Source organism: Maritalea myrionectae, from assembly GCF_003433515.1.
In the GTDB taxonomy this organism is placed as follows: Bacteria; Pseudomonadota; Alphaproteobacteria; order Rhizobiales; family Devosiaceae; genus Maritalea; species Maritalea myrionectae.
Genome location: NZ_CP021330.1, coordinates 3,027,020 through 3,046,670 on the forward strand (window position 1 = coordinate 3,027,020; position 19,651 = coordinate 3,046,670).

Below are 19,651 nucleotides of genomic sequence, written 5' to 3' on the forward strand. Positions count from 1 at the left end.
AAAATCAAATGTCTCATGTTTTTGAATTGGTCAGCTACACCGCAAAGAACGCCGAAAACGCCCTTAAGCTACGGCGCGAGGCCATGGACCACGCCAAGGAGTTGAAGGGCTTTGTGCGCTATCATGCATTGGTGAACACTGAAGATAACAAGCATTTTGCCGATTTGGTGGAATGGGCCAGCCTTGAAGATGCACATGCAGCGGCGGAAAAGGTGATGACCTTGCCCGCCTTCCAAGGGATGATGGCTGAGATTGAGAGTGTTGAAAGCATGAAGCATTTCAACATTGATAAAATCGCCGAATAAAAAAGAAGCCCGGCTCGTGCCGGGCTTTTCTTATTCTGGTGTGTCGCAACCTTCATCGGTGATTTTTGGCAAATTGTAAAATTCGCGCACAATGCACCAAGCTTCTTCTGCCGTGTCGACGGTTTCAAACAGGTCGAGATCGCCCGGAGAGATAGTGCCCTCTTCCGCCAAGGCTTCAAGATTGATCACACGCGACCAAAAATCCTTGCCGAACAAGAGCACGGGTACACGCTCCATACGCCCTGTCTGGATCAGCGTCAGGGCTTCAAAGAACTCATCCATTGTGCCAAAACCACCGGGGAATACGGCGATCACCCGAGCGCGCAGCAAGAAGTGAATTTTGCGGGTGGCAAAATAGTGAAAGTTAAAACAAAGGTCTGGCGTCACATATTGGTTGGGCGCCTGCTCGTGCGGCAAGACAATGTTGAGGCCGATATTGGGCGCGCCAACTTCTACAGCGCCTTTGCTGCCCGCTTCCATAACGCCGGGCCCGCCGCCTGTTACGACAACATATTCCTTATAGTCCAATGTCTCAGACGTCAGCGATGCCAGCCGCGAGAATTTGCGAGCCTCTTCATAATATTTGGAGTTCTTCTCCAAATTTTTCTTTTGAACATCGTTTTTGGCTGCCCATGCCTCTGCGCCGGGCGCAGGCAAACGCGCACCGCCGAACAGAACCACGGTGGAATTAATGCCGCGCTCGGCCAACCACAATTCAGGCTTTAAAATTTCCAACTGCAACCGAATGGGGCGGGTTTCTTCCGCGGTCATAAACTCTTCGTCGGAAAAGGCCAGCTTGTAGGCTGCAGATTCGGTTTGCGGCGTGCGTGGCACCCGACGGGCAACGTTGATGTCCTCTTCGGAAGTGCGAAGCGAAGTGTGGTGCTGTCTGCGGCGTCTTGCCATTATATTTTCCCTTCAAGGTGCCTAGGTCTTGCGTTATCTTTGCGCGTGAAGCGTTAAAGATGTTTTGGCTTCAGATCAATTTTACGGCCAAAGCGCGAAAAAGCGAGGTTGACAGGTGCACCTTGCACGCTAATGTCGCGCAAAAGACAATGCCCATCACCAAGGAGACCCTCAAATGGATCGCGCCGAACTGGCTCAAACTATTGATAACGCGTTTGATAATCGCGATGAGATCACTTTTGCAACACAAGGTGTTGTCCGCGATGCGGTCAATGAAGCCCTTGAGTTGATGGACCGCGGCGAAGCCCGCGTTGCCGAACAAAATGAGCAAGGCGAATGGGTGGTCAATCAATGGCTGAAAAAAGCTGTGCTTTTGTCGTTCCGTTTGAACGATATGGAAGTGATTGAAGGCGGACCTGGCGGCGCCACATGGTGGGACAAAGTGCCGTCTAAATTTGCAGGCTGGGGCGACAATCGGTTCCGCGAAGCAGGCTTTCGCGCGGTGCCGGGCGCGATTGTGCGCAAATCAGCGCATATCGGCAAGAATGTGGTTTTGATGCCATCTTTCGTGAACCTGGGCGCCTATGTTGATGATGGCTGCATGGTGGACACATGGGCCACTGTGGGCTCTTGCGCACAAATCGGCAAGGGTGTTCACCTTTCCGGCGGCGTTGGCATTGGCGGCGTGTTGGAGCCGCTGCAAGCTGGCCCAGTGATCATTGAAGATGATTGTTTTATCGGGGCGCGTTCTGAAATTGTGGAAGGCGTGCGCGTGGGCAAAGGCTCCGTGATTTCCATGGGCGTGTTTATCGGCCAATCTACTAAGATCGTGAACCGGGAAACTGGCGAAATTCATATGGGCGAAGTGCCGCCCTATTCCGTTGTGGTCTCTGGCTCTATGCCGGGCAAACCCTTCCCAGATGGCACACCGGGCCCAAGCCTTTATTGCGCAGTGATCGTGAAGCAGGTGGACGAGCGCACGCGCTCCAAAACCTCCATCAATGATTTGTTGCGGGAGGCGTAAGTGAGCCAGGCACTCGACCTATTGCGTGATCTGATCCGCTGCAAATCTGTGACGCCTGCCAATGACGGCGCGTTGGAGATTTTGCAAGATTTTCTGACGCCATTGGGCTTCGAGTGCCAAATCGTCACCTTTGATGGCGATGGGTCTTACCCAGTGAACAACCTGTTCGCCACGCGCAACCGTGGCGGACGGCATTTGCTGTTTGCCGGGCACACAGATGTGGTGCCTGTGGGCGATGAAGCCGCCTGGACCCACGATCCGTTTGGCGCTGAGGAAGTGGACGGCGTGATGTGGGGCCGTGGCGCAGTCGACATGAAAAGCGGTGTGGCCGCTTTTTGCGCGGCACTGCCTGAGCTGGTGGACAGCGGTGAAGCCGACAACGGCACCATCTCGCTGTTGATCACAGGCGATGAGGAAAGCGACGCGGTGAACGGCACCGTCAAAACCTTGCAATGGGCGAAAGAGCAAGGCCATCAGTTTGACTTCGGCTTGGTGGGCGAACCCTCCAGCGCAGAAGAGTTTGGCGATGTGGTCAAAATTGGTCGGCGTGGCTCACTGAGCTTCACCATCACGGTGGCAGGCGAGCAAGGCCATGTGGCCTATCCGCATAAGGCCAATAATCCGATCCCGGTTTTGTCCAAAATTGCCGCGCAATTGTCGTCAGAGCCATTGGATGAGGGCAACGAGAATTTTCAAGCGACCAATCTGGAACTGGTGACCATTGATGTGGGCAACAGCGCCAGCAATGTGATCCCGGCCAGCGGTCGCATGAGCGGCAATATCCGTTTCAATGACCTTTGGGACGCGTTCAAACTGGAATATTGGTTGGGGCAACAAATCCTCAAAGTGCCCGCCAATGGGTGCGATATTGAGCTGAAAATTCATCATCCGGTGTCGCGCTCATTTGTCTCCAATGAGTCAAAAGATGTCGATCTGCTTATTGAAACTGTGAAGAAGCACGCCAATATTACACCAGAGCGCTCCACTGGCGGTGGCACGTCAGATGCGCGGTTTATTGCCGATTATTGCCCTGTCGCAGAATTTGGCCTTGTGGGCAAAAGCATGCACCAGGTAGACGAGCATGTGCCAACAGCTATGGTGGACCGATTGCAAGCGGTTTACACTGACTATGTCCGCGCCTTCCTAGATCAAAAGAGTTGATATGAACAATCGTCCCTACCTTGAAGAAATGATTGATGCCGCCAAGGGCGTCTTTGCGCTGATCCGAGGTGAAAAGGATAAGTTGGGATATTTCAACTTTTCGCAATCTGGTTTGGTCGGCAGCTTTATCGCGGTGTTGATCGGCTTGGCGTTGCAGGAAGTGTTTTCCGGGCCAGGGCCAGAAGATTTGCAGGTGCCCGCATGGGCGAACCTGATTAGCTATGCGTTGTTATATGCGACACCGTTTTTGGTTGCCTACGGATTTTTGAGCATCATCGGCGAGCGTGACCGGATGTTGGGCTATATGGTCGCGAACAATTGGGCCAGCTTTTTTTTCACGCTGATACTCGTGGCGATCTTTATCTTCCAACTGCTCGCCAGCGTTGGGTATTTTGTGATCGTGGTCCTGACCATTTTGGTATTTTGGCGCACCGCGCGGCTCATATTGGGCTTCACCATACCGCAAACCATCATCTTTTTTGTGGCAACCATTATGGCCGTTTTGATGGCAGCTATGCTAACGGTGAACATTTTATTCGCAGCGGCAGGTGTTGATCCGGCTGTATTTTTGGACGCGCAAACCTCAGGCGTCTAAATCGGGATAATCCACACCGATCAAATAAAGGCCATCTGGCGGAGACACCGGACCGCATGCTTTGCGGTCTGCCGCATCGAGCGCCGCGCGAAAATCCTGCGGCGTCCATCTTTCCCGCCCCACTTCCACCAGCGAGCCAACCATGGAACGGACCTGGTTGTGCAAGAAGCTGCGTGCAGACGCGAACACATGAATCATCTCGCCCCGTCGCTCCACATCCAGCCGATCAAGCGTGCGGATAGGTGAGTTGGCCTGACACATGGACGCGCGGAACGTGGTAAAATCATGCTGGCCCAAGATCAACTGCGCCGCCTCGTGCATCTTATCGGCATCCAGCGCATGGGGCACATGCCAGACGCGATTGCGCATGAAGGTGGGCCGCGCTTTACGGTTTAAGATGAGGAATTCATAGTGCCGCGACAGCGCCGAAAAGCGTGCTTCAAAATGGTCAGGCACTGGCGCATGGCCCGTGATGGCGATGGGCAACGGCTTTAGATGAAAGTTCATCGCTTCGGCGATGCGAAACGAATCCCATTGCTTGGACAAATCCAGATGAAACACCTGCCCCGTGGCGTGCACGCCTGAATCGGTGCGCCCTGCGGCTTGTACCTTTACGCGTTCGCCAGAGAATTTTTCAATCGCGTCTTCAATGGCGTCCTGCACGCCCTTGCCGTCGAGTTGGGACTGCCACCCGTGAAACGGGGTGCCGTAATATTCAACTGTGAGCTTGTAGCGGGGCACTATTGTGCAACCTTGCCTTTAAGCGAGCCGGGGCCGCGCAAAAAGGTTTCCACATCCATGGCGCCTTTGCCTTCGCGCTGAACGGTGAGTGGTAAAATGGACCCCTCGCCGCAAGCGATGCGCAAATCATCGTCGAGCACGGTGCCGGGTGCACCGCTTCCATCCACTAGGCTGGCCTTGATGATCTTGATGCGGACAGGCTTGTCATTGATCTCAATTTCGAACCACGCGCCGGGAAAGGGCGACAGGCCGCGAATTTGGTTGTGCACCACCGCCGCAGGCTGGGTCCAATCAATCCGCGCTTCGGCCTTCTCGATCTTTTTGGCGTAGGTCACGCCTTCAGTGCTTTGCGGCGTGAAATCCATACTGTCGCGTTCCAGCGCTGAAAGGGCGCGGCCCATCATATCGGCGCCACGCACCATCATTTCATCGTGCAATTCGCCCGCGGTCATGTTGGGCGAGATGGGGATTTCATCAATCAAACCGACATCGCCGGTGTCCAGGCCTTTGTCCATTTTCATGATCATGATGCCGGTTTGGGTATCGCCCGCCATAATTGCCCGTTGGATGGGCGCAGCGCCACGCCAGCGCGGCAGCAAGGAGCCGTGCAAATTCAAGCAGCCTTTTTCTGGTGCATCCAAAATGGCTTGCGGCAGCAACAGCCCATAGGCCACGACAACGGCAACGTCAGCATCAAGCGCTTGGAATGCTTCGACCTCGGCCGGGTCTTTGAAATTGAACGGCGTGCGGACTTCAAGTCCAAACCCTTCGGCCAATTCGTGGACCGGCGATTTACGGTCTTTTTTGCCTCGGCCCGCTGGGCGCGGCGGCTGAGTATAGACCGCCACCACATCGTGGCCACGGCCAATAATCTCACTCAAGGTTGGCACGGCAATTTCTGGCGTGCCCATAAAGATGACCCGCATATTACCCCGCTGCGCGTTTAGCGATTTTTTGAAATTTCTTAGTGACCCGCTCGCGCTTTAACCGCGACAGATAGTCGATAAACAATTTGCCGTCCAAATGGTCGATCTCATGCTGCACAACGGTGGACAAAAGCTCTTCGGCTTCCAGCTCTTGCGCCACGCCATTCTCATCCAGATATTTTACGCGGATTTTGACCGGGCGCTCCACATCCTCATAATATTCAGGGATCGACAGGCAGCCTTCTTGATAGACCCATGTTTCGTCCGACGCCCAGGTGATTTCAGGATTGACCATGGCGATCGGGTTTGGTTCGTCCTCTTCTTTAGAAGGGTCCATCACGATCACCCGATGCAACTCGCCAATTTGCGGCGCGGCGAGGCCAACGCCGGGCGCGTCATACATCGTTTCAAACATATCTTTAATCAGTGTTTTGATCTCGTCATTCACGGTTTCAACAGGCGTGGCGACCTTGCGCAAAACATCGTTTGGGATATGTAAAATGGGGCGGATGGTCATGGTATTAATCTCTTGGTTCAACTTTGGGTGCTTGGATAGGCCGATTAGCCCTTCGGGTCAAGAAATTCGGCGCATAACTGCCCTGCTCCTGCCAGATATAGGCAGAGAATGGCTCAAGTTAAAGCCACCAGCGCTTTAAGGCGGCACATGGGCGCGAATCACGATATGTTCTCCCCATGAATGATGTACTTTTTTATGCCTTCGGGCATGGCTTTACCGCACTAGAACTCACTTTGACGGGCGTTGGCCTGTTGCTGATTTTGGCGATTGTAGCGCTGATCGGCAGTTGGCGAGCCGGCCAGCAACGGGCGATTGAAGCCGCGCGCATTGCCGAGCGCAATCAAGAGATGGAACGGCACATGGCCGACCTAATGCGGGTGCAAAGCGAGATGACCGGGCGCATGCACACCATGTCGGAGATTTTCGGCAGCCGCACTTCGGATTTGGCCAAGGCATTGACCGACCGGATTGATAGCGCCAGCCACCGCATGGGGCAAACGGTGACGGAATCGCGCACCAAGACCGAGGAGAGCCTTTCTAAGCTGAATGAACGGCTGGCGGTGATTGATCGGGCGCAAGCCAATATTTCGGAGCTGTCGCACGAGATGGTCTCTTTGCGCGATATTCTGGCCAACAAGCAATCGCGCGGGGCGTTTGGCCAAGGGCGGATGGAAGCGATTATTTCCGATGGCTTGCCCTCCAGCTCCTTCCAGTTTCAAGCCACCCTTTCCAACAATTCGCGGCCCGATTGTTTGGTGCTGATGCCCAACAAGGCGCCCGATTTGGTGGTGGACGCAAAGTTTCCGCTGGAAAGCTGGCAACGGATTAATGACGCGCAAGATGCGGTGGAATTGAAAGGCGCGATGACCCAGTTCCGCACCGACATGACCAAGCATATGAAGGATATTTCGGAAAAATATCTGATCGCCGGGGAAACACAGGACACGGCCTTTATGTTTGTGCCCTCAGAGGCCATTTTTGCGGATATTCATGAGAAGTTCGATGATCTGGTGCAAAAGGCCTTGCGGATGCGGGTGGTGATCGTCTCGCCCTCGCTTTTGATGCTCTCCATCCAAGTGATCCAAGCCCTGCTGCGCGACGTGAAAATGCGCGAACAGGCGCATATTATCCAGTCCGAAGTCACCAATCTTCTGGCCGATGTGGGCCGCTTGTCTGAACGAGTGCACAAGCTGCAAACCCATTTCCAACAAGCTAACCGCGATGTGGAACAGATTTTGATTTCCACCGGCAAGGTCAACAAACGCGGCGAACGGATTGAACAGCTTGAGTTTGAGGAAACCAAGGTGATGTTGGAGGGGGATGGGTAGTTTTTTGCGAGGTCTGCTTTGAGACCAATTAGCCAGTGTTGCATGTCGTACAAACGTCAAATAATCGGCAACCCGGTCAATCGTTTGCGCAACGCAAAACTCAATACCATCGCTATGAGCAGGAACGCTGCACCCACGATCCATGCGATAGGCGTGGAGTACATCTCGGCAACGGCTCCTGCCAAGACCAGTCCGAATGCGGCCCCCAATTGCTGGATGAGGGATCGCAACGACAGCATTGTTGATCTCTGACGATCTTCGACGCAGCTGTGCAAGATACTGCTTGCTGGCGTCTCGCTTGCTCCAAGAATGGTTGAGTAAACAACAAAGACGCCAATAAATCCCACAATGCCCCCTTGCATTGCAAGGGCGATCTGAACAGCCGCTAGGCATGCAAAAAGTATCGCGAGCGTGACCGCGTGGCGACGCTTGAACATGCGGCTGATATGCGGAGACAGCGACGCGCCAAAAGCGATCGAGAAAAAGTAGCTCGCCGTCAGAACACCAATGGCCGTATTGGCGTAGCCCTCGTCCAACATGGGCTTGGCATATGTGGGCCAAATCACTTCGACTGGGTTGGTTGCCATCAGGAACAACGCCAAAGCTGCCAGAAGCATTGAAAGTGTGGGATGTTTCAACGCAAGAAGACTGGCCTCGGTGATCACCCGTGGGACATTGGCGAAACCTTGTTTGACGGCTTTTGGGTTCAGCGGGCGGGGTTCCTCCGCTATGGCAAATATGGTGTAGACTAAGACGCCAACCATCACGACAAAGCTCGCTGTGTAGGAAACATCATAGGCGCTGATCCCATACCGCAAGCCCATCCCACCAAGCGCATCAGGTAGAAAACCTCCTACAATCGCGCCAACGGCTAGGCCTATAGCATTCGCCCATTGCGCATTCGCGAGTGCGGGCTGGACATCCACATTCGGGGCGGCCGTTTTGAATGTTTCGACAAACCACGCATCAAGCGTGCCTGAACGTAGGGCACGTCCGAACCCGATGAAGGCGAACGAAAGAGCCAAGACGCTGAAGTTGCTCGACGAGAGAAAAAGCGCCAAGGAAATCAAGCTCGCAATGACGGCTGCAAGAAAGACCGGCTTTCTGCCAATGTTGTCGGCCAAGCCACCAAACGGTAGTTCCATCGCCACGGTTGTGAGCGAGTAAACCCCGAAGAGAAGCGAAATCTGGAAGAGATCCATGCCACGATCCGTCAACGCAAGTGCGACCACTGCAACCGTTAAACCCATGGCGAAACGGTCCAAAAACTGGTGCACTTGAAACACCCGAATGTGCCGTTGTGCTCTACCTGTCAATGCTTTGAAAGAAAACTCGATTTCCGTTGTCATGGCGTTATTATCTGTCTTTGCACATCTGTGCGCAATAGCTCACGCCGCAAGACGAGCAATTCGCGTTGTGTCAAACCGAGCATTCGCACAGCCGCAGCGAAATGGCGCTATGTCTGCATAGCTGTCATTCCATCATGAGCTGCTATTCTAGGACTTTCATCAGGTGATCCCATCAATAGAGACATATCAGCGTTTCCATTTTGGTCGTGCCGGATGGGCCAATTACAGTGCCGCGATTTTGGCGCGTGTGCGGCGTCACGGCATATGAACAATTGAGCGCCATTTTGCCGAAAATGGCCGGAGGTGGTATTCTTGGACCACCATCAGGCGTCAGGGGGGAGGCGAAATGGGGAACGAGACTGAATCTGTTATTGATCATTATACCCGCCATAATCTGATGCAACGCATCCGCGATGCCTTGCGCTCGGCCGGACACGACCCGGAAAATCCCACGCGGGAGATGCTGGCGGAACTCGACCATTTGCACGGCGGTGGCTTCACCACCACCGAAACGCAGGTGGTGCTGGCCGAAATTCCAAAGGGCTGTCATGTGCTTGATGCGGGCTGTGGCATTGGCGGGCCAAGTCGGTTTCTGGCGGGGCAACATGGGTGCACAGTTGAGGGCATCGATTTGACACCGGAATATATTGATGTGGCCACGCAGTTAAATGAAATGGTTGGGCTTGACGACAAAATCTCTTTGTCTGTCGGCAGCGTGACGGAGCTACCCTATGACAATGAAAGGTTCGATGCGGTGTTGTGCCAGAATGTCTCCATGAATGTTTCCGACAAGGAAACCCTGTTCTGCGAGGCTTTCCGGGTGCTCAAACCGGGCGGCATCTATACCATCAGCCATATTGCTGAAGGCCCTAACGCGCCGCCCATCTACCCGCTGCCCTGGGCACGCACGTCGGATGGGAGCTTTCTGGAAACGCCGGAACGCATTTTGATGCTGCTCAAGCAAGCGGGATTTGAAGCGATTGAAGATCGCGCCGCCACCGCACCATCGCAACCCGGCGGCGGCCCCCAGCCGGGGACAATCGGAGCCGTTCCCGCAATGGGCGACGATATGCCGGAGCGCACTGGCAATAGCGCACGATCCATTGAAGAAGGGCGGCTGGTGGCGATGATGGTGGTCGCACATCGACCCCTATAATTGGTTGGCGGAGATCGAGGAATTGGCAGCGATAAAGTGACCGCCGCCTAATGATCTGGAACCATCCCCTGGTCCCATACGTTTCTCCTTACAATGAAAGGAGTGCGAGATATGACTGATTTTAAGAAGGAATTCTGGAAGCGCCTCTCTAATGTTAAATCTGGTTTGATGGATGTGGACGGGCGTTTGTTTCCGATGACGCCTAACCTGACGCCGGAGGATGACGGGGCGATCTGGTTTATCACCTCGAAAGGCACAGATGCCGCGGATGCGGCGGAAGCGGGGAAAACCATTCGCTTTGCCCTGTCCGACAACAGCGCCGGTTTGCACGGCTATGTGAACGGCAAAGTCTCCACATCGCCCAATCAGGAAAAGCTGGAAGAAATCTGGAGCGTTGTGGCTTCAGCATGGTTCGAGGACGGCAAATATGATCCCGATCTGGTGTTGGTCAAGTTTGAGCCGCAGGATGGTGAGATTTGGCTGAGCACGGAAAGCGGTGCTGTCTTCCTGTTCGAAACCATCAAGGCGAACTTGACCCATCACGAGCCGGATGTGGGCCAACGCGCCACATTGGATTTTAAGAAGGCCGCATAAATCTAGTGAATGAATATTCAATAGTGCCGCCGGTGCTTTGCATCTGGCGGCACATTTTTGTGCGCCCTACACCACCACTTCAAAGCTTTGACGGAACGCGCGCGGGCTTTGGCCCGTCCAGCGCTTAAAGGCGCGGGAGAAGGCCGCAACGTCGGAGAACCCCAGTAAATAGGCAATGTCGCCCACGCTGAGCTTTTGGCTTTTCAGATGCGACATGGCCATGGTGTGGCGTAGCTCTTCCAGCACGTCACGATAGGCTGTGTGCTCCTCTTTCAGGCGACGAAATAGCGTTTGGCGACACATGCCCAATTGGGCGGCGATTTGATCTGCCCCCGGATTGCCCAAATGTAATAGCGGCAGAAGCGCCTGCTCCACTTGGCCGCGAGTGCTTTTTTGTGTCGATAGATCATTCAAAAGCTGATCGGCCCGCTCGGCTAAGAGATTGGACATATAGGTTGGGCTTTGCGCGACGGGCCATGCGGCGACCTCTGGGTGCAGCTCCAAAGCGTTCCACTTGGCCTCAAACTGCACCGGACATTGAAATATACGGGCATATTCATCCCTGTAAGACGGTGCTGCATGCGTAAAGTGGACCGACAGGATATGCGGGGCGTCAAGAAACTGGCGCGGCCCGCACGTCAGCCGCGCAAAGGCATTTTCCACCAATTCCGGCACATTTTGTGCAGGTGTCGCCTGATAAACCATATAGAGGCGCCCGTCCTGCTGGGTCAGTTCAAAATGCGGGCTGCCCGCTGGATCATTGATCTCCATGGCCAGCCGCCCATAGCGCTGCAATTGCTGAAACGCAGCGCCCATAGTGGGGGCGGCGTTCATGATCAGGCCGACGATTGAAAGCTCCGCCATGTCCACATCTTCGCCCCAATGCAGCGCGAGCGCGGGATCTCCGGTTTCCTTTTGCGCTTGATGCATCAGCGCGAGATAGTGCTTGAACGGCACCCGCGCGTCCGGATCTGTCAGATCCATATCGGCGAGCCCCACCTTGAGCCGCAAATCGGCAGCATCTGCCCCGCGTGAGGCCGCATAGGTCAAGAGGCCCGCTGCTAAACCGGCTGACACTGTGGAATGCGCCAATTCTGTCTCCTGTTACAAAGGATCAAGTTTCAAGCAACCTAAGATCATGGACTTAATCTTATATCCGGCTACAAATCTATGTTCACTAGATCGCCATTCTCTCTGCGAATTGCAAGAAGGACAAAAAATTGAAGCCCGTTTCGCTGTTGCGCCTTTATTTATTGCGCGGATGTTATTTGTTGTTGTTGGTTGGCCTGTCGATACAGATCGTGCCTGACCTGTTTGGCCCGGTGGTGACTATGCCCATGATGGATGGCGTTGTTACCGCCATGTTGAGCGCCTTGGCGGTGCTCTCCATTCTCGGGCTGTTCGCACCCCTTTTTATGTTGCCGCTGCTTTGGTTTGAGCTTTGCTGGAAGCTCCTTTGGGTGTTGTTTGTGGCCCTGCCCCGCTGGCAAACAGGCACCATGGATGAAGGGACCACAGAGGTCTTGTTTGCCTGCGCCTTTGTGGTGCCGTTTGTGTTTATCATCCCGTGGCGCTATGCGATTGCCCGCTATGTGGCAGCACTGGATCTGTGGCGCGCCAAGAACGATTGATTGAGCGGAAGCGCAGCATAACTCAAAGCCCCGGTCAAACGGGGCTTTTTTCGTTCAACGCCTTAGCGATTGGGCGGTCGCCAATCGCTTTTGATCGGCTTTTGCTTATTCAGATTTAGCGCCAAGCCGATGATAACGCCGACACCAATGGCGACGGTCAGGTCTACAGCGACGGTGAGGACAAGTGTGAGTAATAAGAGGAACAGATCGCTCTTTTTGCCGTGTGCATATTCACCCCATTTGTCCACTTCCATCATGTTCCACGCGGTGACCATCAGTAATGCAGCTAGGGCAGGCATGGCCAGATAGCCCGCGAGCGGCGCGGCGAGCAACATGACGATCAAGATGGTGACAGCGTGCACCAACCCGGCCACAGGCGTTTTGCCGCCAGCTTTGATGTTGGTCGCCGTACGCGCGATGGCGCCCGTAGCGGGCAGCCCGGTGAACAAGGCCGATCCGATATTGGCGATACCTTGCGCCGTTAGCTCCGCATTTGGGCGATGATGACCTTCGATCATTTTATCCGCCACCATGGCAGACAATAGCGATTCCACGCCTGCCAGAAAGGCGATGATAAAGGCCGAGGGGAGCAGTTCAACAATACGCGCCAATGTTAGTACGGGCAGTTGCGGCATGGGCAAGCCGCTGGGCAGTTCGCCAAATTGCGACCCGAGGGTGCTTACAGGCAGGGCAAAGGCAGACACCGCGAGCGAGCCAATGCCGACCGCCACAATGAGACCGGGAAATTTGGGGGCCATGCGGCGCAGGGCGACAATCATCACCAAAGTTGCCAAGGCAATGGCCAAGGTGACCAAGCTCATCGTGTCGCGGGCGCCCCAGAAGGCGTGCACTTTTTCGAAAAATTCTGCGGGCACTTCTGCCAAGGACAGGCCGAAGAAACTGTTGAGCTGGCTCGTGCCAATGATGATGCCGATTCCGATGGTGAACCCAGCCACCACGGCTTCAGGCACAAAGGCGATGAGATTGCCTGCCCGGAAATATCCGGCGATCAACAAAATGATGCCCGCCATGAAGGTGGCCAGCACCAAACCATCATATCCATGCTCAGCGATGACACCGAACACCACCACAATAAAGGCCCCGGTTGGCCCGCCAATTTGAACCCGACTGCCGCCAAACAAGGAAATCAAGAAGCCCGCAACAATTGCGGTGACGATGCCTTTTTCTGGTGTTGCGCCCGAGGCGATAGCGATGGCCAAGCTGAGCGGCAGCGCCACCATCGCAACCGTGATGCCTGCGATCAGGTCAGCGAGAAAAAGTGGCCAACTATAGGATTGAATTGTGGTGAGAATTTTTGGGAGTCGCATGGGTAAATCATACATCGCCGGTTCGGCGGCTGTCATGAATTTTCTTTATGCCGCGCCGAAATGGCGCAAAGAAAAGCCCCGGCGAACCGGGGCTATTTTGTTATTCCGCTGCTGTCATATTCTGTTTGGCGGCGCGTTGCACCATGCCATAGAGATCCCGCGGATCATCGGGATCAGCCAGCATGTCCAAATCTTCATAGAATTGGGTGCCTTGGATGGCCTGATAGATAAAGCGCAGGGCAGAGAAATCTTCGACGGCGAAGCCGACACTGTCAAACAGGGTGATTTGCCCTTCGGCTTTGCGGCCTTCTTTTTGGCCTGACATCACTTCCCACAATTCGGTGACTTCATAGTCGTCCGGCAATTGCTGAATTTCGCCTTCAATGCGGGTTTGCGGGGTGAACTCGGTGAAGATTTCCGAGCGGTACAAAATGTCTTTATGCAGCTCGGTCTTGCCCGGGCAATCGCCGCCAATGGCGTTGATGTGCATGCCAGAGCCGACCATATTGTCGGTGAGGATGGTGGCATATTGCTTATCCGCCGTGCAGGTGGTGATGATTTCGGCCCCCGCCACACAATCTTCGCCGGTGCTGCATGAAGTGAGGTTAAGCCCACTATTTTGCAGGTTGAACATGGCCTTTTCGGTGGCTTTCGGGTCCGTATCATAGAGGCGGACATTTTCAATGCCGCAGATTTTTTTGAAGGCCAGCGCCTGGAATTCGCACTGGGCGCCATTGCCGATGATGGCCATGGTTTTTGCATTTTTGGGCGCCAGATATTTGGCAGCCACGGCGGACATGGCAGCGGTGCGCAAGGCGGTGAGGATCGTCATTTCAGACAGGAGCACCGGATAGCCATTTGCCACATCCGCCAATAGACCGAACGCGGTGACGGTTTGCATGCCGTCCTTGGTGTTTTTGGGGTGGCCATTCACATATTTAAAGCCATAAACCTCACCATCGCTGGTGGGCATCAGCTCGATCACACCTTCATTTGAATGGGAGGCGACGCGTGGGGTTTTATCAAACAATTCCCAACGCACAAAATCCTCTTCGATGGCTTTGGCGATGCCTGCCATCACCTCATCCACGCCGATATGCAAGATGAGTTTCATCATATTGTCGACGCTGACAAAAGGCACAAGATTGAGTGTGTCGCGGTGGAATTTTGCCATTGAATATCCCTCGTCATCCAAAGCTAAAGTAAGAGAAACAAATCATACGCAATGGTTCAGTCAAAAAAAATGGCAATGATTTATAATTCTTGCCATCTATTTTGATAAAATCGTATAGTCGGATTGTGCAATTTGACATTGGATCGTAAGATGGCTGAGAATCCCTATTATGTGTATGACGCGCTAGACCGCGAATTGATTGCGCTTTTGCGCCGGGATGGGCGCGCATCGTTGGCCAAAATCGCCAATATATTAGGCGTTTCACGCGGCACGGTGCAAAATCGGCTGGACCGATTGACCGAGGTTGGCGCCCTGCTCGGATTCACGGTGCGGGTGCGTGAAGATTACGGCCACGACATGGTGCGGGCCATCATGATGGTGGAAGTGGTGGGCAAGACCACCAGCGATGTGATCAAAAAGCTGCGCGGCATGCCTGAAGTGCAATACATACACTCCACCAATGGTGCTTGGGATTTGGTGGTGGAAATTCAGGCTTCAAGCCTGCCTGAATTTGATCGGGTGCTGCGCGAGGTGCGTATGATCGACAATATTTTGAACAGCGAAACCAGCATTTTGCTGAGCTCGGTTTAAAAGGGCTCGAAGCAATCGTAATTGCGCTGGCGAAATATCTTTTGTTCTTTAAATTCGAAGACCCACGCGAAGTGCGCTTTCATTTCATCGCCGGGCTGTAAGCTGCCGATAGGAACAGCGAGTTTCCCCGTCCAGATTACTTCAGCGAGCGCGCCATTCTGATCGTCTTCCATATAATTGACAATCTCAAAGCTCTGCCCCTGCAAAACCTTCCGCCCAGCTTCGGCGCCTTGCAGCATCGCAGCGAGATCACGTGTGGTTTTTTGTTTGGTGAGCGCGTTGGGAAATTCGACTTGTTCGATTTGAGGATGGAGAAAGACTGAAAGAGTGTCGCCCACTGCCATTTTCGATAAAGCGGCGAGATAATCGGTGATCCACTGCTTCTTCGAAAATTTCGGCATGTCCACTCCTCAACTCAAAAGTCTGTGCGTGCTTTCAATGCTTGCGACAAGGTGCCCTCGTCCAGATAATCCAGTTCGCCGCCAACCGGCACACCATGGGCCAGCCGTGAGATTTTTACGCCGAATGATTGCAGCTGATCTGTAATGTAGTGCGCGGTGGTTTGCCCGTCCACAGTGGCGTTTACAGCCAAAACGATTTCAGTGATGTTGCCCGCTTCCACGCGCTCAACCAAACTATGGATGTTCAAATCTTCCGGTCCAATGCCATCGAGCGGTGACAAGGTGCCACCCAACACGTGGTAGAGCGCGGCGCCAACGCCCGCCCGCTCCAAGGCCCACAGGTCGGCCACATCCTCCACGACGATCAACAGGCCAGCGGTGTTGCGCTTTGGGTCGGTGCAGATATGGCAGGGGGAAATGGTATCGACATTGCCGCAGCTTTGGCAGGTCATAACCGTATCAACAGCACGCTCAAGCGCGCCAGCAAGCGGCACCATCAAGGTCTCTTTTTTCTTGATCAGGTGCAACACAGCACGGCGTGCCGACCGCGGGCCAAGGCCCGGCAGTCGCGCCAACAATTGGATAAGCTGATCAATTTCGGGGCCGCCCGACCGTGAGGACATGAAGAATGTCTCTTGGCTTAGAACGGCATCTTCATGCCAGGAGGAATAGGCAAGCCAGCGGTGACTTCCTTCATTTTCTCCTGTGCCATTTCTTCTGATTTTTGCTTGGCATCAGCATGGGCCGCAATGATCAAATCTTCAACGATTTCAGCTTCATCAGGCTTGAGCAGGCTTGGGTCGATTTTTACGCCCCGCATCTCGCCCTTCCCCGTCAAGGTTACCTGCACGGCGTCGCCACCAGCGGTGCCGACAACTTCCAGCGCTTCCAGCTCAGCTTGCATTTCGCCCATGCGCGCCTGCATTTCCTGCGCCTTTTTCATCATGCCCATCATGTCTTTCATAGGTCACCTTCTTCATTTTCTAAATCAATATCCAGCCAGTCTTCGGGCTGATCTTCATCAATCAAAGAGCGAATATTCACCAGTTTTGCGCCGGGGAATGCATCCAACACCGCTTTGACTTCGGGTATTTGCTCCGCCTTTTTTTGCCGCGCGTCTCGGGCGCGTTGTTTTTGCGCCGCGATGGTGTCGCCTGCTTTTTCGCGGGCGACGGAGACCATCCATGTCTGGTTGGTCCATTCACGTAGTTTAGCCGACAATAGCGGCACGAATGTGTGGTCTGCTTCTTCCGTCAGCGCCAGTTCAATACGGCCCGTGGCAAATGAAACCGGGCTGGCATGCGCTTCCAAAGCGTGCTTGAGCACCAGCTCGCGATTTTCGCCCGCCAACTGGATCAATTCCTCATAGGTTTTGATTTCCAATGTGGGCTCTTGCGCCGCGGCGGGTGTTGGGTCTGGATTGGTGGCCATGGCGCGCAACGGGCTTTGATCCCGCGATGCCGTGGGTGCTTTTTGGCCCAGCGCATTGATGCCACCGCCATTGGCCATGGCGCGCGGTGCATCTGCACCATTGCCGCCACTGTGCTGGGGTGCTGATGCGCCTTGTGGGTTGGCTTGTATCTTTTTGATCAACTCGTCTGGCGACGGCAGGTCAGCGGCATATCCCAAGCGGATCAACACCATCTCAGCCGCCTGCAAGGCGTCGTGACTATTGTTGATTTCGCTGATGCCTTTATTGAGAATTTGCCAAGCGCGCGACAATATTTTTACGCTAAGTTTTTGCGCCATTTCGCGGCCGCGCTCTTTTTCGTCAGGCGTCAATGCCGGGTCGTCTACGGCGCTGGGCACCACTTTTAGACGGGTCACCAAATGGGTCACTGTCGCCAAATCAGACATGATGGTTTGCGGGTCTGCGCCTGAATCATACTGGTGGCGCAGCTGTTCAAACGCGCCCGCCATATCGCCGCGCATCAATGTTTCAAACAAGTCGAGCACCAGGGCGCGATCGGCCAGCCCCAGCATTTGCTTTACCGTGTCCGTGCCAATCTCACCGCCCGCATGGGCAATTGCTTGATCGAGCAAGGAAAGACTGTCGCGCACCGAGCCTTCGCCCGCGCGAATGATCATTTGCAGCGCATCAGGTTGGAAGGCGATGCCCTCCTTTTCCAAAATGCTGGTCAGATAGGTGTTGAGGGTGCCGCTTTCGACGCGCCGCAGATCAAACCGCTGACAGCGTGACAGGATGGTCACCGGTACTTTGCGGATTTCTGTCGTCGCAAAGATAAACTTCACATAAGGGGGTGGCTCTTCCAGCGTTTTCAGCAGCCCGTTGAAGGCCGCTTTGGAGAGCATGTGCACCTCATCGATGATGAAGACTTTATAGGGGGCCGACACCGGGCCATAGCGCACACTGTCGATGATCTCACGAATATCATCAATGCCCGTGTGAGACGCCGCATCCATTTCCACCACGTCTACGTGACGGCTTTCAATGATCGCGCGGCAATGCTTGCCTTCTTCCGCTAATTCGAGATTGGGGCGCGGGCCATTGTCATCTTCAAAATTGAGCGCACGGGCCAAAATACGTGCTGTGGTTGTTTTACCCACGCCGCGCACCCCGGTGAGCATAAAGGCATGGGCGATGCGGTTGGCTTCAAACGCGTTCTTTAGCGTTTGCACCATAGCTTCTTGACCAATAAAGGTTTCAAAGCTCTCCGGGCGATATTTTCGCGCGAGCACCACATATGAGGAATTTTGATCTGCCAAACTCTGCCTGCCTAAAAGGATGTGCGTTTTATATTAAGACGCCTATTTGACACCGATTCTGAGGTGGGGCGCAAAATATTTGGGCAAAGATATAAAGGAGACTGGCAACGACCCGTTCCTAACTCGTTAGGGCTGCTTCCTTCCGGACCTGACCCAGTTGGCGAGCGGTTCGTCCGCGCCAATCTCCCGACGCCCTATATCATGCACTTTGCGCCAAAGTGCAAGGGGGTGCGCCCAAAGAATTTGCCCCCAAAAGCCTAATCCTGCTTCGTTGCGGCGGGATAGACACCCAAAATATCGATATGGTGGGTGAAAAAGGCCAGCTCTTCAAACGCGTCCTGCACGCCTGGATCGTCAGGATGGCCTTCAATATCGGCATAAAACTGGGTTGCGGTGAAACTGCCATCCACCATGTAGCTTTCCAGCTTGGTCATGTTGACCCCGTTGGTGGCAAAGCCGCCCATCGCTTTATAAAGCGCAGCAGCCACGTTGCGCACACGGAACACAAAAGTGGTTTTCACCTTGTGCTTGGTGGGATCAACCTCGATCATATTGCGCGACATCACCAAAAAACGGGTGGTGTTGTGATCTGCGTCTTCAATGTCGCTGGAAATGAGATCAAGCCCATAGATTTCGCCTGCCAGTTTGGATGCAATCGCCGCGCGGCTTTTATCGCCACGCTCTGCCACTTCGCGGGCAGACCCGGCGGTGTCCACGGCGTTGATCGCTTTCAAATTGTGATCTTTGATAAAGTTGCGGCATTGGCCGAGCGCAACAGAAAGGCTTTGCACTTCCTTGATGTCATCAAGTTTTGCGCCCTTCACCCCAAGTAGGTTCATGTTCACCCGGTGAAAATATTCACCAATGATTTTCAATCCACTTTCCGGCAACAGATGGTGAATGTCGGTGATGCGGCCATAAAGCGAGTTTTCCACCGGCACCATGGCATAATCAGCCGTGCCGTTTTGCACAGCGGCAACCGTTTGCTCAAACGTGGTGCATGGCAGTTCTTGCTCATTTGGAAATGTGGCGCGCACCGCCGCATGTCCGAAAGCTCCCAATTCACCCTGAAACGCCACTTTAAGCATCGATTTTTCCTCAAATTTTGATTTTTCGCCGCGCACTATTCATTTTTTTTGTTTGGGAAGTCAATTGAGGGGTGATTAATGCTGGAAATTACGCAAATATTTATGCGAA

22 protein-coding genes and 1 other RNA gene are annotated in these 19,651 nt (G+C 54.1%); 9 read left to right on the forward strand and 14 right to left on the reverse strand.

Annotated features, from left to right (window positions below; translation table 11 throughout):
• The first annotated feature begins 8 nt into the window (after positions 1–8).
• On the forward strand, positions 9–305 hold the full coding sequence (locus MXMO3_RS15245; protein ID WP_117396423.1) for a hypothetical protein: 297 nt from the start codon (positions 9–11) through the stop codon (positions 303–305).
• 30 nt (positions 306–335) lie between these two features.
• Here MXMO3_RS15245 and MXMO3_RS15250 read toward each other — a convergent pair whose 3' ends face one another.
• Positions 336–1,211: an LOG family protein gene (locus tag MXMO3_RS15250; protein WP_027833933.1), complete on the reverse strand. Its 876-nt coding sequence runs from the start codon at positions 1,209–1,211 to the stop codon at positions 336–338.
• A 175-nt stretch (positions 1,212–1,386) separates the two neighbouring features.
• Between MXMO3_RS15250 and dapD the strand changes: the two genes are divergently transcribed.
• From dapD to MXMO3_RS15265, 3 genes are read left to right on the forward strand one after another with little or no spacing between them, the layout of a single operon-like run.
• Positions 1,387–2,235: a 2,3,4,5-tetrahydropyridine-2,6-dicarboxylate N-succinyltransferase gene (dapD, locus tag MXMO3_RS15255; RefSeq protein ID WP_117396424.1), complete on the forward strand. Its 849-nt coding sequence runs from the start codon at positions 1,387–1,389 to the stop codon at positions 2,233–2,235.
• The gene (dapE, locus tag MXMO3_RS15260; protein ID WP_117396425.1) at positions 2,236–3,396 is read left to right on the forward strand and encodes a succinyl-diaminopimelate desuccinylase; all 1,161 of its coding nucleotides are present in this window, start codon (positions 2,236–2,238) and stop codon (positions 3,394–3,396) included.
• A 1-nt stretch (position 3,397) separates the two neighbouring features.
• A complete protein-coding gene (locus MXMO3_RS15265) occupies positions 3,398–3,991 on the forward strand; it encodes a hypothetical protein (protein ID WP_027833936.1) in 594 nt (197 codons plus the stop codon).
• Here the strand turns inward: MXMO3_RS15265 and truA are convergent.
• From truA to def, 3 genes are read right to left on the reverse strand one after another with little or no spacing between them, the layout of a single operon-like run.
• Positions 3,980–4,732, reverse strand: a complete 753-nt coding sequence (gene truA, locus MXMO3_RS15270; protein WP_117396426.1) for a tRNA pseudouridine(38-40) synthase TruA — start codon at positions 4,730–4,732, stop codon at positions 3,980–3,982. The genes MXMO3_RS15265 and truA overlap by 12 nt on opposite strands.
• Positions 4,732–5,658: a methionyl-tRNA formyltransferase gene (gene fmt, locus MXMO3_RS15275; RefSeq protein ID WP_117396427.1), complete on the reverse strand. Its 927-nt coding sequence runs from the start codon at positions 5,656–5,658 to the stop codon at positions 4,732–4,734. Before fmt ends, truA begins: the two co-directional genes overlap by 1 nt.
• A 1-nt stretch (position 5,659) precedes the next feature.
• The gene (gene def / locus MXMO3_RS15280) at positions 5,660–6,175 is read right to left on the reverse strand and encodes a peptide deformylase (protein ID WP_117396428.1); all 516 of its coding nucleotides are present in this window, start codon (positions 6,173–6,175) and stop codon (positions 5,660–5,662) included.
• Between the two features lie 176 nt (positions 6,176–6,351).
• Here def and MXMO3_RS15285 point away from each other — a divergent pair, with 176 nt between their 5' ends.
• On the forward strand, positions 6,352–7,503 hold the full coding sequence (locus MXMO3_RS15285) for a DNA recombination protein RmuC (protein ID WP_117396429.1): 1,152 nt from the start codon (positions 6,352–6,354) through the stop codon (positions 7,501–7,503).
• A gap of 56 nt (positions 7,504–7,559) precedes the next feature.
• Here the strand turns inward: MXMO3_RS15285 and MXMO3_RS15290 are convergent, their stop codons facing one another.
• On the reverse strand, positions 7,560–8,852 hold the full coding sequence (locus MXMO3_RS15290) for an MFS transporter (RefSeq protein ID WP_117396430.1): 1,293 nt from the start codon (positions 8,850–8,852) through the stop codon (positions 7,560–7,562).
• A gap of 346 nt (positions 8,853–9,198) precedes the next feature.
• Here MXMO3_RS15290 and MXMO3_RS15295 point away from each other — a divergent pair, with 346 nt between their 5' ends.
• Both MXMO3_RS15295 and MXMO3_RS15300 read left to right on the forward strand, forming a co-directional pair.
• Positions 9,199–10,008, forward strand: coding sequence for a class I SAM-dependent methyltransferase (locus MXMO3_RS15295; protein ID WP_117396431.1), 810 nt, complete (start codon positions 9,199–9,201; stop codon positions 10,006–10,008).
• A gap of 111 nt (positions 10,009–10,119) precedes the next feature.
• On the forward strand, positions 10,120–10,602 hold the full coding sequence (locus MXMO3_RS15300; RefSeq protein ID WP_162889302.1) for a pyridoxamine 5'-phosphate oxidase family protein: 483 nt from the start codon (positions 10,120–10,122) through the stop codon (positions 10,600–10,602).
• A 66-nt stretch (positions 10,603–10,668) separates the two neighbouring features.
• Here MXMO3_RS15300 and MXMO3_RS15305 read toward each other — a convergent pair whose 3' ends face one another.
• Positions 10,669–11,694 (reverse strand): AraC family transcriptional regulator, encoded by a 1,026-nt coding sequence (locus tag MXMO3_RS15305; protein WP_117396433.1) that lies wholly within the window; start codon positions 11,692–11,694, stop codon positions 10,669–10,671.
• A 128-nt stretch (positions 11,695–11,822) separates the two neighbouring features.
• Between MXMO3_RS15305 and MXMO3_RS15310 the strand changes: the two genes are divergently transcribed.
• The gene (locus MXMO3_RS15310; RefSeq protein WP_117396434.1) at positions 11,823–12,233 is read left to right on the forward strand and encodes a hypothetical protein; all 411 of its coding nucleotides are present in this window, start codon (positions 11,823–11,825) and stop codon (positions 12,231–12,233) included.
• Between the two features lie 62 nt (positions 12,234–12,295).
• On the opposite strand, the gene MXMO3_RS15315 is transcribed toward MXMO3_RS15310, so the two are convergent.
• Together MXMO3_RS15315 and MXMO3_RS15320 are read right to left on the reverse strand one after the other, a co-directional pair.
• Positions 12,296–13,561: a SulP family inorganic anion transporter gene (locus tag MXMO3_RS15315; protein WP_117396861.1), complete on the reverse strand. Its 1,266-nt coding sequence runs from the start codon at positions 13,559–13,561 to the stop codon at positions 12,296–12,298.
• A 100-nt stretch (positions 13,562–13,661) separates the two neighbouring features.
• Complete coding sequence (locus tag MXMO3_RS15320) at positions 13,662–14,735, reverse strand: ornithine cyclodeaminase (protein ID WP_117396435.1); 1,074 nt, start codon at positions 14,733–14,735, stop codon at positions 13,662–13,664.
• Between the two features lie 150 nt (positions 14,736–14,885).
• On the opposite strand from MXMO3_RS15320, the gene MXMO3_RS15325 reads away from it, so the two are divergent.
• Complete coding sequence (locus tag MXMO3_RS15325) at positions 14,886–15,326, forward strand: Lrp/AsnC family transcriptional regulator (RefSeq protein WP_117396436.1); 441 nt, start codon at positions 14,886–14,888, stop codon at positions 15,324–15,326.
• Here the strand turns inward: MXMO3_RS15325 and MXMO3_RS15330 are convergent.
• From MXMO3_RS15330 to MXMO3_RS15355, 6 genes are all read right to left on the reverse strand, one after another.
• The gene (locus tag MXMO3_RS15330) at positions 15,323–15,733 is read right to left on the reverse strand and encodes a nuclear transport factor 2 family protein (RefSeq protein WP_162889303.1); all 411 of its coding nucleotides are present in this window, start codon (positions 15,731–15,733) and stop codon (positions 15,323–15,325) included. The genes MXMO3_RS15325 and MXMO3_RS15330 overlap by 4 nt on opposite strands.
• 8 nt (positions 15,734–15,741) lie before the next feature.
• Entirely contained in the window at positions 15,742–16,350 is a 609-nt protein-coding gene (gene recR / locus MXMO3_RS15335; protein ID WP_027833948.1) for a recombination mediator RecR, read from the reverse strand.
• 17 nt (positions 16,351–16,367) lie between these two features.
• Positions 16,368–16,691: a YbaB/EbfC family nucleoid-associated protein gene (locus MXMO3_RS15340; protein WP_117396438.1), complete on the reverse strand. Its 324-nt coding sequence runs from the start codon at positions 16,689–16,691 to the stop codon at positions 16,368–16,370.
• Positions 16,688–18,454: a DNA polymerase III subunit gamma/tau gene (locus MXMO3_RS15345; RefSeq protein ID WP_117396439.1), complete on the reverse strand. Its 1,767-nt coding sequence runs from the start codon at positions 18,452–18,454 to the stop codon at positions 16,688–16,690. Before MXMO3_RS15345 ends, MXMO3_RS15340 begins: the two co-directional genes overlap by 4 nt.
• 92 nt (positions 18,455–18,546) lie before the next feature.
• Positions 18,547–18,642, reverse strand: an RNA gene (gene ffs, locus MXMO3_RS15350) — signal recognition particle sRNA small type.
• 69 nt (positions 18,643–18,711) lie between these two features.
• Positions 18,712–19,542, reverse strand: coding sequence for a prephenate dehydratase (locus MXMO3_RS15355; RefSeq protein ID WP_027833951.1), 831 nt, complete (start codon positions 19,540–19,542; stop codon positions 18,712–18,714).
• Positions 19,543–19,651: the final 109 nt, after the last annotated feature.